The following is a 17,737-nucleotide window of genomic DNA, read 5'->3' as shown; positions in this document are numbered from 1 at the left end:
ACACTTGGGGGAGATCCTGGTGGAGTTGCTGACACACATAAGTGGCGGTGCGCGAGCATTCGCGCACCGGATGTTCCAGTCCATGCCGCGCGCGGACCAGCGGCGTTGGGCCGAGATCTACCTCTCCGGCCTGGTCAACGCGACCGGGCGCAAGTCCATCAGCAAGATCGCCGAGCTGGCGGGCGGCGGTTCGGCCGTCCAGTCACTGCAGCAGTTCGTCAACCAGAGCCCGTGGGACTGGCAGCCGGTGCGCGACGCGCTGGCGCTGTACCTCGCGGAGCGGTTGCCGGTGCGGGCTTGGTTGATCGGGTACGCGGTCATCCACAAGCGCGGCGACCACTCGGTGGGGGTCGAGCGCCGGTTCGTGCGTGACGCGGGACGTCTGGTCAACTGTCAACTGGGGTTGAGCCTGCAACTGGACGTCGAGGAGACCGCGGTCCCGGTCAACTGGCGGATCCTGCTGTCGAGGCGGTGGACCGACGACGTGGAGCGTCGTCGCCGCACGCGGATCCCGGAGAACGAGGGCCTGATCTGCGAGCGCGAGCACATGCTGGGGATGCTCGACGAGTTGACCGCGTTGCGGGTGCCGGCCGCGCCGGTGGTGTTCGACGCCACCGACCTGCCGGACACGCTGGGTCTGCTCGACGACTTGACCGATCGCGGACTGGGGTACGTGATCGGCGTCAAAGGGGACGAACGCATCTTGGCCGAGCCGCACCTGCGTGCGGTGATGGCAACCAGGCAGGCTGACCAGGGGATCAAGCGCCGGGCGCTGAGCCCGTCGGAGATCCTGCGGGGATGGCGGGACCACCCGTCGTCCCACCGCGTCTGGCCGCAGCTGACCGGACACGGCGCGGGCCGCGTCCAGGTCCGCGCGGCGTCGGCGCGGCTGGTCGACACGGACAGGCGCAAGGGCTCACCGGTGAGGCTGGTGGCCGAGCGCCCGCTGAGCAGCACGGCACCAACGAGATACTGGATCACCAACATGGTGGACCGGCCGGTCCCGGACCTGTTCGACCTGATCACCCGGAAGGACCGGGCGGACGCGAACGCGGCCCAGGACCCCTACGGCCTGCACGACTTCGAGGGCCGCAGCTACCAGGGCTGGCACCACCACATGACGATGGTGTCGGTGGCCCACGCGTACGCCCTGCTGACCGGGGCCGGCACGGCGACCGACTACCTGCCGTCGGAGAACGCCACTTCGTAACACCGACACCGACACCGATCCGGGCAGCCCGCCGCAGCCGGCGGCGGGCTGCCCTCGTCCTCGTTCAGAGCGGCGCGTTGCCGTGCTTGCGCCGCGGGGGGTCCTTGCGCTTGGTGCGCAGCATGTCCAGGCCCTTGGCCACCGCGATCCGGGTGTCCGCCGGGTCGATCACGTCGTCCACCAGGCCGCGCTCGGCCGCGTAGTGGGGGTGCATCAGCTCCTCGGTGTACTGCTTGATCAACTCGGTCCGCAGGTCCCCCGGGCTCGTCGACGCCGCGAGTTCCTTGCGGAACAACACGTTCACCGCCCCCTCGGCGCCCATCACCGCGATCTCGTTCGCCGGCCAGGCGAGGGACAGGTCGGTGCCGACCGACCGGGAGTCCATCACGATGTACGCCCCGCCGTACGCCTTGCGCACGATCACCTGGATCCGCGGCACGGTCGCCTCGCAGTAGGCGTACAGCAACTTCGCGCCGTGCCGGATGACACCCGCGTACTCCTGGCCGGTGCCGGGCAGGAAGCCGGGCACGTCGACGAGCGTCACCAGCGGGATGTTGAAGGCGTCGCAGAACCGGACGAACCTGGCCGCCTTCTGCGACGCCTCGATGTCCAGCACACCGGCGAGCACCATCGGCTGGTTGCCGACGACGCCGACCACCTCACCGTCGATCCGACCGAGCACGCACACCACGTTCTGCGCCCACAGCTCGTGCACTTCGAGGAAGTCACCGTCGTCCAGCAGCTCCGCGATCACCGAACGCATGTCGTACGGCTGGTTCGGCTCGGTCGGGACGATCTCGGTCAGGGCAGGCCGCCGGTCGAACGCGGCGCCGCGGGCCGGGAGCGCCGGGGCCGGTTCCAGGTTGTTGGCGGGCAGCAGGGAGACCAGGTAGCGGATGTCGGCCAGGCAGCTCTCCTCGTCGTCGTACACGAAGGTGGCCACCCCCGACCGGCCCCCGTGCACGTCGGCGCCGCCGAGTTCGGCGTGGCTGACGTGCTCGCCGGTCACCGCCGCGACCACGTCCGGGCCGGTCAGGTACATCTGCGCGATGTCGCGCACCATGAACGTGAAGTCGGCGAGGGCGGGTGAGTAGGCGGCGCCGCCGGCGCACGGCCCGAGGACCACGCTGATCTGCGGGATCACCCCGGACGCCTCGACCTGCCTGCGGAAGATGCCGCCGTAGCCGTCGAGCGCCATCACGCCCTCCTGGATGCGCGCTCCCCCGCTGTCGTTGAGCGCGATGACGGGCGCGCCGGCGGCGATCGCGAGGTCGAGCACCTTGTGGATCTTCGCGGCGTGCGCGGCGCCGAGCGAGCCGCCGAAGATGGTGAAGTCCTGCGCGTAGACGAACACCCGGCGGCCCTCGATGGTGCCCGACCCGGTCACCACGCCATCGGTGTGCGGCGCGTTCTCGGCCATCTTCATGCCCCGCACCTGGTGCTTGCGGTACATGTCGATCTCGGTGAACGAGCCGGCGTCCAGCAGCAGGTCGAGCCGCTCGCGCGCGGTGAGCTTGCCGAGCGCGTGCTGCCGGGCGACCGCGTCGGAGTGCCCTTCGGCAATCCGCAGGCGCAGGCGGCCGGCCCGCTCCCGCGCCAGCTGGACCGGGCGGCGCAGTGGTTGCCCCGCGTCGAGCGGGGTGTCGGCGATGCTCATGGTGCGGCCGCCGTCACGCACCGGGATCCGACCGCGTGCCGGATCTCGCAGTAGCCTGCCATCTCAGCCTTCCTCCCTGCCAGAACGCTGTGCCACCTGGTGTCGGAGATCCTCTTGCGTCAGCGTCATGTGAACACCTCCGTGAGCAGTTCGGGTCCCGGACCGCGCCCGTGCCGGGCGAGCGGTCCGGGAGCGAGCCGGTAGGAGTCGACACGGGTCACGACGCCTGCCTCGTCTCGCGGGCCACCGCCGCGAGCAGGTCGGTGCGGCTGGGCGCCCGCCCTCGTGGCACGTGGTCGGCGAGCAGCCCGCGCACCCGGTCCGCGAGCGCCGCGTCGCCCAGCACCGTGTCCGGCTGCGACAGTCCCATGAGGACTCGCAGCAGGCCGCGCCAGACGACCGCGTCACGGTCGGCGACGCGGGCGATCGTGCGCATGGTGAGTTCCCGCGGGCGCGGCGGCGGCGCCCAGCCGTGCACGGCGGCACGCCAGTGCGCGACCCGCTCCGCGTCATCCGCGCGGGCCAGCCGGAACCACGGCAGCACCAGCTCGGCCGCGAGCCTGCTCGTCGCGTCGCGCTGCACCGGGCTGCCCACGCCCTCGACCGTGAGCAGGTCACCGAGCCGGAACGCGTGCGCGAAGGCCAGCGAGACGCCTCGACCGTAGAGCGGGTTGGTGATCGCGGCAGCGTCGCCGACCGGGACCAGCCCGGCCACCGGCGGTGCGACGGCGAGTGTGCGCACGGCGTTGGGCGCGCAGTTGATCGCCCGCACACCGGTGATCGGTGTGGACATCCCCGGCGCGAGCCACTCGGCGACACCGGGCGTGGCCAGCGCGACGGCCGTGAACGCGGCGGGATCACGCAGCACGCGCATGGTCCGGTCCTCGGGCAGGATCCCGAGCGAGATCGAGAAGGTGTCGCTGTCGCCGGGGTGCAGCACGCCGGCGTAGTGGTCGCCGAGCACGCCGGCGGCGTGGCCCCGGTTCAGCGTCGAGGGCTGCCCGAGCCGGCGGTAGAAGCGGGAGAAGATCCGCATGTTGGACGGGCTGGTCAGGTCGGGTCGCACCGTGATCCCGTGCTTGGCGAGCCAGGACCGGCCGAGGGCCCGCCTCCCGGTGGCGTCCAGCACGAGGCCGGCGGCGATCCGCTCGCCCCCGTCGGTGACGACGCCGGTGACCCGGTCGCGACCGGTGTCGAGCACCAGCCCGTCGACCCGCACGCCGTGTCGGATCTCGACGTCCGGCAAGTCGCGCACGATGCGGTACAGCACCGTCTCCAGAGTCGGGCGGCGGCACGCGAGGGCGAGCAGCTCGGCGTCGCCCGGCTCGACACCGGACGGCTCCGGCGGCTTCGCGCGCGTCAGGTCGACCACGACCGCTCCGGCGTCCAGCGCCGCGGCGAGCACCTCCGGCGCACGGTCGAGCAGGACGGAGACGCCGAGGGAGGTCAAGGTGTGCGCGTGCGGCCAACTCGGCACGGTCGGTCGCGGCCAGGACTGCCCGGCCGACCCGGGCGGACCGTCCGGCGGCGCCGCGCCGCGCTCCAGCACCACCACCCGGCGGCCGTGGCCGGCGAGGGCGAGCGCGGCGGCGAGCCCGGCGATGCCGCCACCGGCGACGACGACGTTCGACATCACGGCTCCTCAGTCGCCGGTGCGCCGGCCGTGGACGAAGAACGCCTTGAGCGCGTCAAGCGTGGTCATGCCCGTCCTCCCGTGCTCTCCTCGTCCCGCCGGAACAGCCGGTCGGCCGCCTGCGCGCGGCAGGCCGACAGGCGGTCAGCGGAGCTCATCGGCCAGCGCCTCCCTGACCAGGGCGGCGGTCCGCGCGACGCTGTCCTGCTCGGCGACGAACGTCACCGGGAGGTGGGCGGTCTCGTCGAGCATCACCTTGCGCAGATCGGTCTGGTACGCCTCGAACCGCGGCCAGTCGGGCCGGTCGCCGTAGAACTCGAGCGGGTTGACCTCGGCGCCGGCTCCGCACCGCCGCCAGCCGGTCTCCGGCGCGATGTCCAGGTAGATCACCCGTGTCGGCTGCGGGAAGGAACGCCACCAGGCGAACATGGGGTTCCCGTGCACACCGGCGAGGCGGCACTTGGCGAGGATCTTGTAGTAGTACGAGTCGACGAGCACCGGCGTGTCACCGGCGGCGAGCACCCGGTCGCGCAGGTGCAGCACGGCCAGCTGCAACAGGCCGGCGACGAATTCGTCGGAGTAGGCGTTACCGACCCGCGGCAGCACCTCGTGGACGAGGTGCCGCCGCAGGTCGGCGAGCAGGCGATGCTCGGGGGCCAGCCACGCGGCGTCGACCGACACGAAGTGCCACGGCGACACCTCGCCGGCGAGCTCGGCGAGCACCGACGACTTGCCGGCGTAGTCCGGCCCGAGCAGCACGCAGAACCGCGGACCGCCGGCGGTCGACGACATGGTCACGGCACGCACCTCCGTCACTCGATGGGGCGTAGCAGTCGGCACGTTCGCCGAAACACGGCGCGGATGGCGTCACCGACCCGTTGGGAGCGCGGATCGCGTCGTCACGCCTGTCCCGCCATGGCCCGGTTGAGCAGGTCCAGCAACTGCCGTGGCGTCTCGGCGTCGACGAGCTGCTCGTCGTCGATTTTGACGCCGGTGCGCTGGGCGATCTTCGCGGCCGTCTCCATCAGGGCCAACGAGTCGTAGCCGATGTCCGCGAACGGGACGTCCAGGCTGTCCGCGGGCGTGATGTCGGTCTCGCTGTCACCCGCCGACTCGATCAGCGCCTGGAAGAGTTCCTCGATGGTCAGCTTGCTCATCCGTCCTGTCCTTCCTCGGCGTTCTTTCGTACGACGAGCGCGGAGTTGAAGCCGCCGTAACCGCGGGCGAGCACCAGTGCGGTGTCCACCCGGCGTTCCCGGGGTGCGTCGAGGACCAGGTCCAGCCCGTAGTCCTCCGGCACGTCCGTGGTGTGCGGGGTCGGCGGGATCACCGAGTCGCGCATGGACAGCAGCGCGGTCAGCACGTCCACCGGACCGCCACCCGCGCCGAGCCGGCCGAAGCCCGCCTTCGGCGCGGTCACCGGAACACCCCGATGGCCGAACACGTCCCCGATCGCCGCCGCCTCGATCCGGTCCAGCTCGGGCACACCGGCCGAGTCGGCGAACACGACGTCCACTGTGGACACCCCCGCGTCGGCCATGGCGAGCTCGATGGCCCGGCGCAGCGTCGGTGGGCGGCCGGAGTCCGGTCGGGGGTCGAAGGTGGCCGCGTAGCCGGCGATCTCGCCGTAGCTCGGCGCGTTGCGGCGCCGGGCCGAGGACCCGGCCTCCAGCACGAGGACCGCGCCGCCCTCGCCGGCCACGTAACCGTCGACCGCGCGGTCGAACGGGCGGTAGGCGTGTCGGGGGTCGGTGGCCTGGCTGAGTCGTCCGTGGGAGTTCTGGGAGAGGAACCCCCACGGGTCGAATGCCGAGTCGAACCCGCCCGTCACCATCAGCCGGGTGCCCTCGATGATCCGGCGTCGGGCGAGGCTGATCGCGTCCAGCCCGCCTGCCTGCTCGCCGACCAGCGCACCGCAGGGCCCGCGCATCCCGTGCCTGATGGAGATCTGGCCGGTGTTCACCGCGTAGAACCAGGCGAACGACTCGTACACGCTGACCTCTGCCGGGCCCTTGGTCCACAGCTTGCGGAACTCGCGGTGGGTGAACTCCGAGCCGCCTTGGGCGTTGGCGAGCACCACGCCCTGGTCGAAGCTGTCCATCTCGGCACCCTCGATGTCCGCGCCCGCCAGCGCGGACGCCGCGGTCGCCAGCGCCAGCCTGGTCACCCGGTCGGTCTGCGGCAGCAACCGCTTCGGCAGGTGCGCCGCGGCGTCGAAGTCACCGATCTGCCCGGCCAGCCGCACCGCGTAACCCGAGGCGTCGAAGCCGGTGACGGGGCCGATGCTGGTCCGGCCGGCGAGCACCGCCGCCCAGTAGTCCTCGACGGAAAGCCCGCTCGGCGCCGCCACGCCCATGCCCACGACCTGAGCCGACTCGTTCACGACACCGCCCGCAGGACCATCGCGCTCTGGAAGCCGCCGAACCCGCTGCCGACGGTGAGCACGTTGTCCAGCCGTGCTTCGCGGGCTTCGAGCGGCACGTAGTCCAGATCGCACTCGGGGTCCGGCTCGTGCAGGTTCGCGGTGGGCGGCACCACGCCGTGGGTGATCGCGAGGGCGCTCGCGGCGATCTCGATCGAGCCGATCGCGCCGAGTGAGTGGCCGACCATCGACTTGATCGAGCTCACCGGGACCCGGTAGGCGTGCTCGCCGAGGCTGCGTTTGAACGCGGCCGTCTCGTGCCGGTCGTTCTGCTTGGTGCCGGAGCCGTGCGCGTTGACGTAGTCGATCTGGTCCGGTCGCACCTCCGCCTGGGCGAGCGCGACGTCGATCGCCTCCGCCATCTCCACGCCGTCCGGGCGCAGCCCGGTCATGTGGTAGGCGTTGCACCTGGTCGCGTACCCGGAGACCTCCGCGTAGATCTCGGCGCCGCGCCGGCGGGCGTGCTCGTAGTCCTCGACGACGAACATCGCGGCGCCCTCGGCGAGCACGAACCCGTTGCGGCTGGCGTCGAACGGCCGGGAGGCGCGTTCCGGCTCGTCCAGCCGCGGGGTGGTCGCCTTGATCGCGTCGAAGCAGGCGGCCACGATGGGCGAGATCGGGGTGTCCGACGCGCCGGCGATCATCGCGGACACGGTCCCGGAGCGAACCAGGTCGACCGCGTAGCCGACGGCGTCGATCCCGGACGTGCACCCGGTGGAGACCATGGTGACCGGGCCCTCGGCGCCGACCTCCCAGGCGACCTCCCTGGGCATGGCGCTGGGCACCAGGTAGTCGAACATGTGCGGGGACAGGTGGTCCTCGCTCATCACCCAGTGCCGCCCGCTGTCGGAGAGCACCAGGTACTCGCGCTCCAGGCTGGTCGCCGCGCCGACCGCGCTGCCCACGGTGACACCGACGCGTGCGGGGTCGAGTTGGCTCAGGTCGAGCCCGCTGTCCTCGACCGCGTCCCTGGCGCACACCACGCTGAACTGCGTGGCCCGGTCCATCCGGCGCTGCTGGCGCGGGGAGAGCCCCTCGAAGTCCGGGTCGAAGTCGCATTCCCCGGCGACCTGCGACCGGAACCCGGACGGGTCGAACAAGGAGATGCGCCGAGTGGCCGTCGAGCCGGCCGCGATCAGTTCCCAAAAGGCCTTCGTGCCGAGTCCGCTCGGGGCCCGGACACCAATTCCGGTAATCACGACTCTGCGGGTCATACAACGACCTTAAATAGGGGATGTCAATGTCCGCTAAAGCACCGGTAGAGCAATCGAAGCATTCACCCCCGACAACTCGTCGACGCCGTGTGCGGGCACGACGACGTGAGCGGCGGACACGCCGGGCCGGCGTGTCCGCGCCCCACATCGCCGGGCTCGCGCGTCACGTCGCCGAGTTCGCCTGCGCCCGGCGCCAGACGAGGACGCGTCGTTGGCGGCGGCCGTGCACCGCGGTCTCGGCGTGCAGGGTCAGCCGGTCGCCGGCGAACTCGGCGGCACGGACCTGTTCCGTGCCGACCCAGTCCGGTCTCGGCGTGACCTCGATCCGGTGTACGACCTGGTCACCTTCCCTGCGCCAGCGCCCGGCGTAGCCCATGAAGCCGGGCGTCGGGCCGGGTTCGGCGCGCATCATGCTCACCGAGACGTGGCCGTCCTCGGTGTAGATCAACAGGCCGGACGGGTCCTCGCCCAACGGGCCGGTACTCGTCCGGCCCGTGTCGTCGACGTCGTGGAACGACACCAGCCGCCACACCCCGACGAGGTCAGTCCCGGACATGTCGAACCCGCGCGCTCATTCGTCGAGAATTGCCACGACGCGGGTCCAACCGGCGCCCGCGCCGCCGACCGGCACCGGGAAACAGGACACGGTGAAACCGGTCGGCGCCGGCAGCGTGCCGAGGTTGGCCAGTTTTTCCAGCTGGAGGTATTCGCGGGTGCGCCCGTAGATGTGGGCGGGCCACAACACGGATTTGTCGCCGGTCCGCTTGTATTCTTCGATCATCGTCCGCATCGGCCGGTCGAGGCCCCACGCGTCGATTCCGATGACCCGGACGCCGTGCTCCACCAGGAACTGGGTGCCCTCGCCGGTGAGGCCGGGGAAGTCGGTGAGGTAGTCGGCACCGCCCCACCGCGCGTCCGCGCCGGTCCACAGCATGACGATGTCCCCGGCGGCGAGCTCGTGGCCGATCGCGGCGAGGGCGTCGGTCAGGTGGGCCACCGTGATGCCGTCACCCGCCGGCACGTGCCGGACGTCCAGCCGGACGCCGGGGCCGTAGCACCACTCGATCGGCACCTGGTCGATGCTCTTCGCCGGTACCCCACCGCTGAGGGGCCCGTAGTGCAGCGGCGCGTCCATGTGCGTGCCGGTGTGCGTGGTCAGCGTGATCGTCTCGTTGGAGATGGCCATCCCGCCCGGGAAGTCCTCCGGCGACAGGCCGAGCACGGTGGCGCCCTCCCGGTGACCGAGCACGTCGATCTTCACCGGGGTCGCCTCGCTCGGCGTGTCACGCAGGACGACGCTCAGGTCGATGAGGCGCCTCACGCCGCCTGTCCCTCGGCCGCGAGGCGCTCCGCCTCGATCTTCACCGCACCGAGGTCCGCCACGCTGTTGCGCTCCACCGCGGCCTTGATCATCTCGTCGGCCTCTTCGTAGGTGTACTTGCCGGCGACCTTCCCGTCGACCGGCTCGCGCGGCTTGAAGTCGTGCGTGAGCACCAGCTGCGTCTTGTCGTCGCCGAGCGGCAGGGCGCGCCACTCGCCGCCCATGTAGCCCATCATCGGCGCGTTCTCCAGCTGCCGGTAGGCGATGACCCGGCGGTTGACGTCGATGTCGCGGCGGGACACCCAGGACTGGATCACACCGTTGACGTCGACGACGAGCCGGGCGATCTGGTGCTCCGGCGACTCCTCCAGGATCGTCACCTTCTCGGTGGGCGGGAAGATGCGCGCGTAGCCCTCGACGTCGACGAGCACCGGCCAGACCACCTCGACCGGCGCGTCCACGGTGACGGTGTGCTCGGTGTGGTGCATCGGGTTCCCTCCGGTGGTGCTGGTCAGCAGCACGTCGTGGTTGGCGTACGCGGCCTCGTAGTCGATCTTCGACCGCCAACGGGCGAGGAGGTCGTGCACGAGGGGCAGCTCGGAGAACTTCCGCAGGGTCGGCAGGTCCTCACAGGCGAACTGGGCGATCGCGTTCCCGGTCATGCCCTTCGAGTGCTCGTCCACGGGCAGCAGATAATGCGCGCCGTAACCGAAATCCTTGATCAACCCCGACTTCAGCGCCGCGTCGCGCAGTTCCGTGAAGAACTGCTCGCGATCCTGCTCGGCCACCGAGTCCGCAAAGCGATAAATCAGGGTGTGGACTATCAAGGCGATTCCCTCTCCATCCGACCGGCAACCGATGTCCGGGTCCACGCTAAGAACGTCTGCTCAAAACCTCCTTAAGGGCTCCTAACGAAACGATGGAGCCGACCCGCGCCACGGTTCCTGTGACATGCAGTCCTCACGGTCGCCCAAGCGCCTGCGAACAGGACGATCCGCGGAACCGGCCGAACCTTCCCACACCAAGATCAACAGTGTCGCCACCACCACTATTCCAAGATCACGGTGTTAGGAGTTCTTGAGCCCGAACCCACCGATCTGGTTGCCCTGGCGCGACCGCCAGTAGGGTTGGTACTGTCCGATCCAATGCCTCGGGGGGGGAAATGGATTTTCGCGTACTAGGCTCTCTGTCGATCCAGGAAAACGGCGAAGAGTTGATCCACACCGCCGGGAAGCCGCGACAACTGCTGGCTTTGTTGCTGCTCAATGAGCCGCACCGGGTGTCGACGGGCTCGCTGATCACCGAGTTATGGGACGACACGCCCCCGCAACGCGCCATGACCACGCTGCAAACCCACGTTTTCTACCTGCGCAAGGAGTTCGCCAGACAACTGGGTGTCACGGCCAGCGTGATCGCGCGGGACCTGCTGCAGACCCGTGACGGCGGCTACCGGATCAACCTCGGCAAGGCCTCCTTCGACCTGCCCGAGTTCCACCGCCTGCGCACCAAGGCACAGACGCTGCTGCACACCGGTGACGACCTCGGCGCGAGCCGGGTGCTCAGCGAGGCGCTCGGCCTGTGGCGCGGGCCCGCGTTGCTGAACGTCGAGCACGGCAGGCTCCTTCGCGCCGCGGTGGCCGAGCTGGACGAGTCCAGGTTGGACACGCTGACCCACTTCTTCGGCACGCAGCTGGACATGGGCCGACATCGCGAGATCTTGAGCGAACTGGCCAGGCTCGTCGTCCGGCATCCCCACCACGAGCGGCTGCACGCCCAATTCATGATCGCCCTGTACCGTTCGGGGTACCGGACGCGAGCCCTCAAGGTGTTCGACGAGCTGCGGCAGAACATGCTCGACGAGCTCGGCAAGGCGCCGTCCGCCCGGATCGCCGGGCTCCGGCACGCCATCCACGTCGCCGACACGGCGCCGTGGATGGCCGGCACAGGCGGCTAGGCGGTGCCCCGCGAGGTCCCGCGTCCCGCGAGTCGTGCCTAGAAGCCTAGAAGCATCCCGCCGCGGCGGGCAGCACCGGCAGCTCCGCCGCCCTGGGCAGCGGCAGCACCGGCATCTCGTCCAGCGCCGGGTCCGAGGTGAGCACCGCCTGGTAGTACTGGTGCAGCTTGGGAGACGGCTCCAGGCCGAACTCGCTCACCATGTCCTTGCGCAGCCGGTGGAACGCCTCCAGCGCACGGGCGCGGTAGCCGGAGCGGTACAGCGCGATGATGAACTGCGCGTGCAGGTCCTCGTGGAACCTGTTGTGCGACACCAGGACCGAGAGCTCACCGAGGATCTCGCGGTGCAATCCCAGCCGCAGCTCCAGCTCGATGCGGTGGTCCAGCATCGTCGCCCTCGACTGCTCGATCCCGGCCACCTCGGCACGGATGCCCGGCCCCGGTTCGACGTCGGCCAGCGCCGGACCGCGCCACAACGACAGCGCCTCGCGGAAATCCTGAACAGCCGTGACCAGGTCGCCGCGGGCCATTGCCGCTACGCCCGCACGTTCCAGCCGGTGAAAGGTCCGCAGGTCGAACCGGGTCGGTTCGGCGACGAACTCATAGCCGTTCTGCCCCGTGCGCAACATCTCGCTGCCGACCGTGTCCATGCTCCGACCGGTGACCTCGGCGAGCTTCTTGCGCAGTTGGAATACATAGCTCTGCACGGCCGCCGGCGCCGTTTTCGGCGCGTGCCCGTCCCACAGTTCGTCTATCAACGTGGCCACGGGCACGACCCGTGAGTAGTTGAGCACGAGCAGAGCGAGAATCTGTCGTGGTTTCCGTGCGGTGGGCACCACCCCCGTGCCTGCGCAGGAAATCCACAGCGGCCCAAGAACCTGAATATCCAATTCACCCCTCCGTACATGCACATTCCGAGCCATGGACACGTGCATTCCGGATGACGAATTCGCCATTGAAGAGCGCCCCCAGAGCTACCCTTGACAACTAACCGTGCGAGTGCGACGTCCCCGCGCCCGCCTCCTCCTTCTCCCCCCAGCCGTCGAAACGCAGGAAGCTTTCCAGGTCGAGCAACCGCGGATGTGCCGCGCGCAACGCGGGGATATCGGCCTCGTAGCCGACGTCGTTGAACCAGCGGAACAGGCGGACGAAGTTCTCGTCGATGTCCAGGCCGGTCGCGCCGGCCATCACCTTGAAGAAGTCCTCCCAGGAAACCTGGACGTAGCGCACCGGACGGCCGGTGACCCGACCGAGCGTGTCCGCCACCTGCGGCAGGGTCAGCTCGTCACCCGCGAGGTCGACGGCCTGGCCGAGCCAGCGGTCCGGGTCCTGGAACGCCAGCACGGTGAACGCGGCGATGTCCTCGATCGCGACCTGCTGCAGGGGCTTCTCCGGATCGAGCGGCCAGGGCAGGACGCCGGAGAGAACGGGGCCGGTCAGCTCGTGCCAGTTCTTCATCAAGAACACCGGGCGGAGCACGGTCCAGGGCAACCCGAGTGCCTGGATGTGCTTTTCGATCTCGTACTTGCTGTCGTGGAAGGCGATTCCTGTTTCCAGGTTCGCCGAGGCGGCGGAGCTGTAGACGAAATGAGCGACATCCACTTCCTTCGCCGCCTCGGCGAGCGCCTTGCCATGCCGGATCTCGACGTCGACGCCGGACATGAAGTTGTGCACGGAGAAGACCCCGTACACGCCGTCCGCGGCTTTGCGCAGTGACGTGGGGTCGTCGTAGTCACCGACCACGACCTCCGCGCCGAGCGCGGCGAGTTCGCGCGCGGCCTGCTTGCCCGGGTCCCTGGTGAGCGCGCGCACGCCGAACCCGTTCGCTAACAGTTCACGCGCGACGACCGAGCCCTGGTTGCCGGTCGCCCCACCGACCAGCACGAGACGATTCTCATCCGGGAGTGGCATGAACCCTGCTCCTCATCACGTGTGTCGCAGTAGTCGTTGGCGATCGCCGACTCGTCGTCGAGGGGCAGCCGGTCTCGGAATCACAAAGTCGTCAACCGACTTGACACTACTAGCCCTCGATCAGTTGTCAAGCCGCTTGATGAATTATCGGATAATGAATGTCGAACAGACTTAACCGAAGGTGCGCGGCCGAAGGGAAAGGCCACCGGTGACGTCGATGACCTGTCCGGTGATCCACCGTGCGTCCTCGGAGGCGAGGAACGCGACCGCGTCCGCGATGTCGTCCGGTCGGCCCAGCCGGCCGAGCGCGGCCGCACCGGCCACCGCGGCCTGGGCGTCCGGGTTGTCGCGCAACGCGGCGAACACGTCGGTGAGGATCACGCCGGGCGCCACCGCGTTCACCGTGATACCCCGGCCGCCCAGTTCTACCGCCAGGGTCCGGCTCATCACGTCGATGGCGCCCTTGCTCATCACGTAGCCGACCGCGGGCGGGGCCGTCCTGGTGGCCAGCGTCGAGATGTTGATGATCCGCCCGCCGTCCCGCAGCAACGGCAACGCCCGCTTGATCAGGAACAGCGGCGCCTTGGTGTTGATCGCGAAGGTCCGGTCGAACTCGTCCTCGGTCAGCGCGTCGAGCGGGCTGAAGCCGACGATCGCGGCGTTGTTGACCAGGATGTCGAACTCCGCCGTGCCGGTGTGCCCGGTCAGGCCCTCGGTCAACCCGGTGATCAGCGTGTCCACGTCGCCGTCGACACCGAGCTCGGCGCGCACGGTGAACGCCTTGCCGCCGGCGCCCTCGATCGCCGTGACCGTCTCCTTCGCCGCCTGCTCGTTGCTGCCGTAGTGCACCGCGACCAGCGCGCCGTCCGCGGCCAGCCGGGTGGCGATGGCCTGACCGATGCCCCGCGAGGCACCGGTCACCAACGCCACCTTGCCGGCCAACGACGTCACGAGGAGACCCCGTTCAGGTGGACGGGCAGGGCCGCGTAGGCGTTCATGATGAACGACCCGCGTGGCTCCAACTCGGCCACGTCGACGGCCAGCCGCATGTCCGGGAACCGCTCGAACAGCGCCGGCAACGCGATGCTCGCCTCCAGCTGCGCCAACGGCGCGCCGACGCAGAAGTGCGCGCCGTGCCCGAACGACAGGTGCTCCTTGTTCGCCCTGGTGAGGTCGAACCGCCCGGCGTCCGCGCCGTGCAGGTCCGGGTCCCGCCCGGCGGCCGCGTAGCCGATCAGGATGGGCTCGCCGCGGGGGATGACCACGCCGCCCAGCTCGATGTCCTCGATCGCGAACCGGAACGGCAGCTGCGCGATGGGCGACTCCACCCGCAGCACCTCGTCGACCACGTCCCGCCAGGTCCGCTGTCCGGTGCGCACCAGCTCGTACTGCTCGGGATGGGTGAGCAGGGCGACCATGACGCCGCAGAGCAGGTTGGTCACGGTCCCGGAGCCGGCGCTGAGGATCAGGTTGAGGGTGCCGAGCAGCTCCGAGTCGGTCAGCGAGGAGCCGTCCTCCTGCGCCCCGACCAGCGCGCTGGTCAGGTCGTCGCCCGGCGTCCGGCGCTTGGTCTCGACCAACGCGCCGATCGCCCGCTGCCACTGCTCGATGTTCCGCCTGGCCTGCTCCGCGGTGAGCCGCGTGTCGGTGTTCGCCTCACCGCCGCGCAGCACCGCGTCCTGGTCCTCTTCCGGCACACCGAACAGCTCGCAGATCACCCGTGCCGGCAACGGCGTGCCGTACCCGGCCTTCAGGTCCACCACCGCGCCGCGCGGTGTCGCCGCCAGGTCGTCCAGCAGCGCGTTGGTGATCCGCTCGACCCTCGGGCGCATCTCCGCCACCCGGCGCGCCGTGAACGCCTTGGCGACCAGCTTGCGCAGCCGGGCGTGGTCGGCGCCGTGCGCGGTGGTCATGTTGTCGCCCAGCCAGTCGATCAACGGCCAGTCCCGGCTGAGCTCGCCGTTGGCGAAGGCGGGCCAGTGCTTGCGCGGGTCCTTGGACACCCGGGGATCGGTCAGCGCCTTCTTGATCTCGGCGTAGCCGGTGATCGACCAGGCCCGCACGTCCCCCGGCAACAGCACCGGCGTCACCGGGCCGTGCGCCCGGAGCCGGGCCGCCTCGGCGTGGATGTCCGCGCCGGTCATGTCGAGCGGGATGGGCGCGGTATCGGTCTCCACTCACGCACCGCCCTTGACACCGGAAATCGCGATGTGGTTGATCAGCTCACCGACAGGGGTGCGGCCGGTCGGCGTGAAACCCGCCTCGGACATCCACTCCTCGTACTCCCGCGGCGTGTAGACCATGCCCTCACCGGAGGCGACGGCGTGGAAGTAGGCGGAGAGCTCGGCCGCGTGCGCCGGTCCGGTCTCGTCATCGTCCTGGAACGGCGTGACGATGAAGATCCCGGCGCCGTCACCGACCGCCCTGGACGCCTTCTGCAGCAGCTTGCGGATCCCCTCCGCCGACCAGATCTCCAGGAAGTGCGAGAACAGCACGCAGTCGGCGCCGGTGGGGAACTCGTCGCTGAACGCGTCGAGGCCGACGGCCCGCACCCGGTCGTCGAGCCCGGCCGCGGCGAGGCGCTCGTTCGCGGTCTTCGCCACCGAGGGCAGGTCGATGATGGTGATCTGCAGGTGCGGCCAGCGGCGCGCGATGTTCGTGGCGTTGATCGCCCGGCCGCCGCCGATGTCGAGCATGTGCGTGTAGGACGAGAGGTCCAGGGTCTTGACCAGCTCGGTGGACGACGTCGCGCTGAACGCGCCCATCGCGTTGTGGAACGCGGACTCCAACACCGGGTCGACGGCGATCCGCTCGTAGAGGGTGGTCGACTCCTCGCCGAACACCTTCTTGAGGCCGACGTTGGTGTCGGCCTTCAACGACTCCCAGAACCAGCCCATGGTCTTGTAGGTGATGTGCTGGTGGTAAGGCACCAACGCGGCGGCGACCGGGTCCTTGCCCCCGGTGAGCGGTTCCACCACCGCGGTGTTCTCATACCCGTCGCCGTCCTTGCGCACCAGACCGAACGCGGTGACGCAGAGCATCAGAATACGGGTCGGCTGTTCCGCCAACCCCAGCTTCTGCCCGATCTCCGCCTTCGTCATTCCCGGCTTCTCGGCCAACGCCTCGAACAGCCCGGACTCGAACCCCGCGCTCAGGGACTGAAAGCGGTAGTGCGCCAGCAGAATCGAGTGGAGCTCCTCGGCCGGGCTCGCCTGCGTGCTCGCCTGTTCCCCAGTCACGTCTTTCTCCTCCTAGATAACGGAAACTTCTCGATGAGATTTGTCGGCCCGGATCCGGATGGAAGTCCGGCTAACCGGCCGGCCAGGCAAGCTTGGCGAAATGCGCGCTGTTCACGTCGATCTTCAGCAGGGTGTGCGCCACGGCGCAGTGCACATCCCGCCAGGCCCGCTCCACCGGGTGACCCTCGACCTGCATCGACGTGCCGCCGGTGGAGAACAGCCGCTCGATGGCGACCCGGGTCAGCTCCGCGGCCATCGACGCGTCCCGCGCGGTGCGGGCGATGTCGGCCTCGCCGGGCAGGTCGCCCGCCGTCTCACTGGCCCGCTCGACCAGCAACCGGGCGGAGTCCAGCTCGGCGGCGGTCTGCGCGAGCACCTCCTGGTAGCGCGGCGCCGGTCGGCCGTCCTTGCTCTTGCGCCCGATCGCGTCCGCCCAGACCGGGAGCGCGCCGAGGGCCGCGCCGAGGGCCGGTGCCGCGAACAGCGGCGGCATCGAGCCGAGCACTGACACCTGGTAGGCCGGGTCGGTCACGTGGTCGTTGCGCCCCGCCACGACGGCGGGCTGCGCGCAGGTCAGGTGATCCGGCACGAAGGCCCCGTCCAGCACGACGGTGCGGCTGCCGGTGCCGCGCATGCCCACGGTGAACCAGGTGTCCTCGACGGTGAAGTCGCGCTTCGGCACGGCGCAGAAGGTCGGCCGACCGTCCGTCAGCACGCAGACCAGCACCCACTCGGCGAAGTCGATCGCGCTGACGAACGCCCACCGACCGGTCAGCTGCCAGCCGCCGTCCACCCGCGTGGCGGCACCCGCCGGCGGCAGGGCGGCGGCGATCGGCACGTCCGGGCCGTCCCGCCAGATCTCTTCCTGCCCCCGCGGCGGCAGGAACGCCGCGATCCGCCCGGACGAGGCGAGCGAAAGCCCACACCACGACGCCGAGGCGCAGCCGCCGCCGACTGTGATCAACGCGCGCAGCAGCTCCGGGAACGACGAGCCGGCGCCACCGAGCGCCTCCGGCACACCGTGGCGGGCGAACCCGGCGGACACCAGTGCCGACGCGACCTCCGGTGCCAGTCGTCGCCGCTTGTCCGCCTCGGCCGCGTGCTCGGCCGCCAGGTCCGCGACCTTCTTCGCGGCGACGGCCAACGTGGTCCCGGGTGGCATCTGGTCGTGCATGTC

The 17,737-nt window shown here is 70.1% G+C and carries 17 protein-coding genes; 2 read left to right on the top strand and 15 right to left on the bottom strand.

All coding sequences use genetic code 11. The features are described from left to right. Positions 1–19: 19 nt before the first annotated feature. Positions 20–1,210: an IS701 family transposase gene (locus tag FM051_RS41670; protein WP_158852620.1), complete on the top strand. Its 1,191-nt coding sequence runs from the start codon at positions 20–22 to the stop codon at positions 1,208–1,210. Positions 1,211–1,274: 64 nt separating this feature from the next. On the opposite strand, the gene FM051_RS41665 is transcribed toward FM051_RS41670, so the two are convergent. The 9 genes from FM051_RS41665 to FM051_RS41625 form a co-directional block, all read right to left on the bottom strand. Continuing rightward, the gene (locus tag FM051_RS41665) at positions 1,275–2,867 is read right to left on the bottom strand and encodes an acyl-CoA carboxylase subunit beta (RefSeq protein WP_158852619.1); all 1,593 of its coding nucleotides are present in this window, start codon (positions 2,865–2,867) and stop codon (positions 1,275–1,277) included. Positions 2,868–3,084: 217 nt separating this feature from the next. After that, entirely contained in the window at positions 3,085–4,500 is a 1,416-nt protein-coding gene (locus FM051_RS41660; RefSeq protein ID WP_158852618.1) for an NAD(P)/FAD-dependent oxidoreductase, read from the bottom strand. 144 nt (positions 4,501–4,644) lie between these two features. Then, the gene (locus tag FM051_RS41655) at positions 4,645–5,298 is read right to left on the bottom strand and encodes a hypothetical protein (RefSeq protein WP_202919302.1); all 654 of its coding nucleotides are present in this window, start codon (positions 5,296–5,298) and stop codon (positions 4,645–4,647) included. Between the two features lie 101 nt (positions 5,299–5,399). Continuing rightward, on the bottom strand, positions 5,400–5,657 hold the full coding sequence (locus tag FM051_RS41650; RefSeq protein ID WP_158852617.1) for an acyl carrier protein: 258 nt from the start codon (positions 5,655–5,657) through the stop codon (positions 5,400–5,402). Further along, a complete protein-coding gene (locus FM051_RS41645; RefSeq protein ID WP_202919301.1) occupies positions 5,654–6,883 on the bottom strand; it encodes a beta-ketoacyl synthase N-terminal-like domain-containing protein in 1,230 nt (409 codons plus the stop codon). Before FM051_RS41645 ends, FM051_RS41650 begins: the two co-directional genes overlap by 4 nt. Further along, on the bottom strand, positions 6,880–8,136 hold the full coding sequence (locus FM051_RS41640) for a beta-ketoacyl-[acyl-carrier-protein] synthase family protein (RefSeq protein ID WP_158852616.1): 1,257 nt from the start codon (positions 8,134–8,136) through the stop codon (positions 6,880–6,882). Before FM051_RS41640 ends, FM051_RS41645 begins: the two co-directional genes overlap by 4 nt. Before the next feature lie 163 nt (positions 8,137–8,299). Then, positions 8,300–8,692 carry a lipocalin-like domain-containing protein gene (locus FM051_RS41635; RefSeq protein ID WP_158852615.1) on the bottom strand — a complete coding sequence of 131 codons (393 nt, stop codon included), beginning with the start codon at positions 8,690–8,692 and terminating at the stop codon, positions 8,300–8,302. 15 nt (positions 8,693–8,707) lie between these two features. Further along, a complete protein-coding gene (locus FM051_RS41630) occupies positions 8,708–9,457 on the bottom strand; it encodes a cyclase family protein (RefSeq protein WP_158852614.1) in 750 nt (249 codons plus the stop codon). Continuing rightward, entirely contained in the window at positions 9,454–10,245 is a 792-nt protein-coding gene (locus tag FM051_RS41625) for an aromatase/cyclase (protein WP_158852613.1), read from the bottom strand. Before FM051_RS41625 ends, FM051_RS41630 begins: the two co-directional genes overlap by 4 nt. Before the next feature lie 425 nt (positions 10,246–10,670). On the opposite strand from FM051_RS41625, the gene FM051_RS41620 reads away from it, so the two are divergent. Further along, the gene (locus FM051_RS41620; protein WP_158852612.1) at positions 10,671–11,411 is read left to right on the top strand and encodes an AfsR/SARP family transcriptional regulator; all 741 of its coding nucleotides are present in this window, start codon (positions 10,671–10,673) and stop codon (positions 11,409–11,411) included. A gap of 46 nt (positions 11,412–11,457) precedes the next feature. On the opposite strand, the gene FM051_RS41615 is transcribed toward FM051_RS41620, so the two are convergent. From FM051_RS41615 to FM051_RS41590, 6 genes are all read right to left on the bottom strand, one after another. Beyond that, complete coding sequence (locus FM051_RS41615) at positions 11,458–12,333, bottom strand: AfsR/SARP family transcriptional regulator (RefSeq protein WP_238413024.1); 876 nt, start codon at positions 12,331–12,333, stop codon at positions 11,458–11,460. A 64-nt stretch (positions 12,334–12,397) separates the two neighbouring features. Next, a complete protein-coding gene (locus tag FM051_RS41610; RefSeq protein ID WP_158852610.1) occupies positions 12,398–13,321 on the bottom strand; it encodes an NmrA/HSCARG family protein in 924 nt (307 codons plus the stop codon). A 171-nt stretch (positions 13,322–13,492) separates the two neighbouring features. Beyond that, a complete protein-coding gene (locus tag FM051_RS41605) occupies positions 13,493–14,272 on the bottom strand; it encodes an SDR family oxidoreductase (RefSeq protein WP_158852609.1) in 780 nt (259 codons plus the stop codon). Further along, entirely contained in the window at positions 14,269–15,498 is a 1,230-nt protein-coding gene (locus FM051_RS41600) for a cytochrome P450 family protein (RefSeq protein WP_238413023.1), read from the bottom strand. Before FM051_RS41600 ends, FM051_RS41605 begins: the two co-directional genes overlap by 4 nt. Continuing rightward, positions 15,499–16,560, bottom strand: coding sequence for a methyltransferase (locus FM051_RS41595; RefSeq protein ID WP_202919300.1), 1,062 nt, complete (start codon positions 16,558–16,560; stop codon positions 15,499–15,501). 70 nt (positions 16,561–16,630) lie between these two features. Further along, on the bottom strand, positions 16,631–17,734 hold the full coding sequence (locus FM051_RS41590; RefSeq protein WP_158852608.1) for an acyl-CoA dehydrogenase family protein: 1,104 nt from the start codon (positions 17,732–17,734) through the stop codon (positions 16,631–16,633). Positions 17,735–17,737: the final 3 nt, after the last annotated feature.

The sequence above is a fragment of the Saccharothrix deserti genome, assembly GCF_009769385.1.
Lineage (GTDB): Bacteria > Actinomycetota > Actinomycetes > Mycobacteriales > Pseudonocardiaceae > Actinosynnema > Actinosynnema deserti.
Note: the sequence above shows the minus strand (reverse complement) of the source record. Positions and strands in the feature narration are given on the sequence as shown.

Bases quoted from the DNA above. Each gene is read 5' to 3' on its own strand.
- FM051_RS41665 (WP_158852619.1), bottom strand. From the start codon at position 2,867: ATGAGCATCGCCGACACCCCGCTCGACGCGGGGCAACCACTGCGCCGC.
- FM051_RS41635 (WP_158852615.1), bottom strand. From the start codon at position 8,692: ATGTCCGGGACTGACCTCGTCGGGGTGTGGCGGCTGGTGTCGTTCCAC.
- FM051_RS41615 (WP_238413024.1), bottom strand. From the start codon at position 12,333: ATGGCTCGGAATGTGCATGTACGGAGGGGTGAATTGGATATTCAGGTT.
- FM051_RS41650 (WP_158852617.1), bottom strand. From the start codon at position 5,657: ATGAGCAAGCTGACCATCGAGGAACTCTTCCAGGCGCTGATCGAGTCG.
- FM051_RS41640 (WP_158852616.1), bottom strand. From the start codon at position 8,136: ATGACCCGCAGAGTCGTGATTACCGGAATTGGTGTCCGGGCCCCGAGC.
- FM051_RS41610 (WP_158852610.1), bottom strand. From the start codon at position 13,321: ATGCCACTCCCGGATGAGAATCGTCTCGTGCTGGTCGGTGGGGCGACC.
- FM051_RS41590 (WP_158852608.1), bottom strand. From the start codon at position 17,734: ATGCACGACCAGATGCCACCCGGGACCACGTTGGCCGTCGCCGCGAAG.
- FM051_RS41660 (WP_158852618.1), bottom strand. From the start codon at position 4,500: ATGTCGAACGTCGTCGTCGCCGGTGGCGGCATCGCCGGGCTCGCCGCC.